The sequence below is a fragment of the Vibrio sp. 1727 genome (assembly GCF_033344415.1).
Lineage (GTDB): Bacteria > Pseudomonadota > Gammaproteobacteria > Enterobacterales > Vibrionaceae > Vibrio > Vibrio alginolyticus.
In genome coordinates, this window is the sequence record NZ_JAWPOT010000704.1 from 1 (window position 1) to 509 (window position 509).

At 43.2% G+C, this 509-nt stretch carries 1 protein-coding gene; it reads left to right on the forward strand.

What is annotated here, in order from left to right:
* The coding region (locus tag R8O10_RS27720) for an HAD-IIIA family hydrolase (RefSeq protein ID WP_318192294.1) at positions 1-422 on the forward strand (422 nt) is incomplete at its 5' end.
* Positions 423-509: the final 87 nt, after the last annotated feature.

Genomic DNA, 509 nt, shown 5'->3' on the forward strand with positions numbered 1-509 from the left:
AAAGCGGTCATCAGCTGAGCCATCTTTACCCAACAGTAAAAGAGACGCTAGAAGAGCTACATCAGGCAGGCTTTACGATGGCGCTTGTAACGAACAAACCATCGAAGTTTGTTCCAGAAATTCTAGATCAACATGGCATCGCAAAATACTTTGTGGACGTATTGGGTGGTGATGCATTCCCTGAGAAAAAACCAAATCCAGTCGCACTGAACTGGTTGATGGAAAAACATCAGGTGAAAGCGAGCGAAATGCTGATGGTTGGCGACTCGAAGAATGACATCCTTGCTGCGAAAAACGCAGGTTGTGCTTCGTTTGGTTTAACATACGGTTACAACCATGGTGAGCCTATTTCAGCTTCAAACCCAGATTTTGTCGCAGACAGTTTATCTGAATTATTGGAAGTAGTAGCCGTTTCTGCATAACGGCAACAAAAGAGCTTCCAAAATACTTGTTAATGAGTACACTGAGTAAACCGTGCGCTAAAAGCCGCACGGTTTTTCATTTTAATT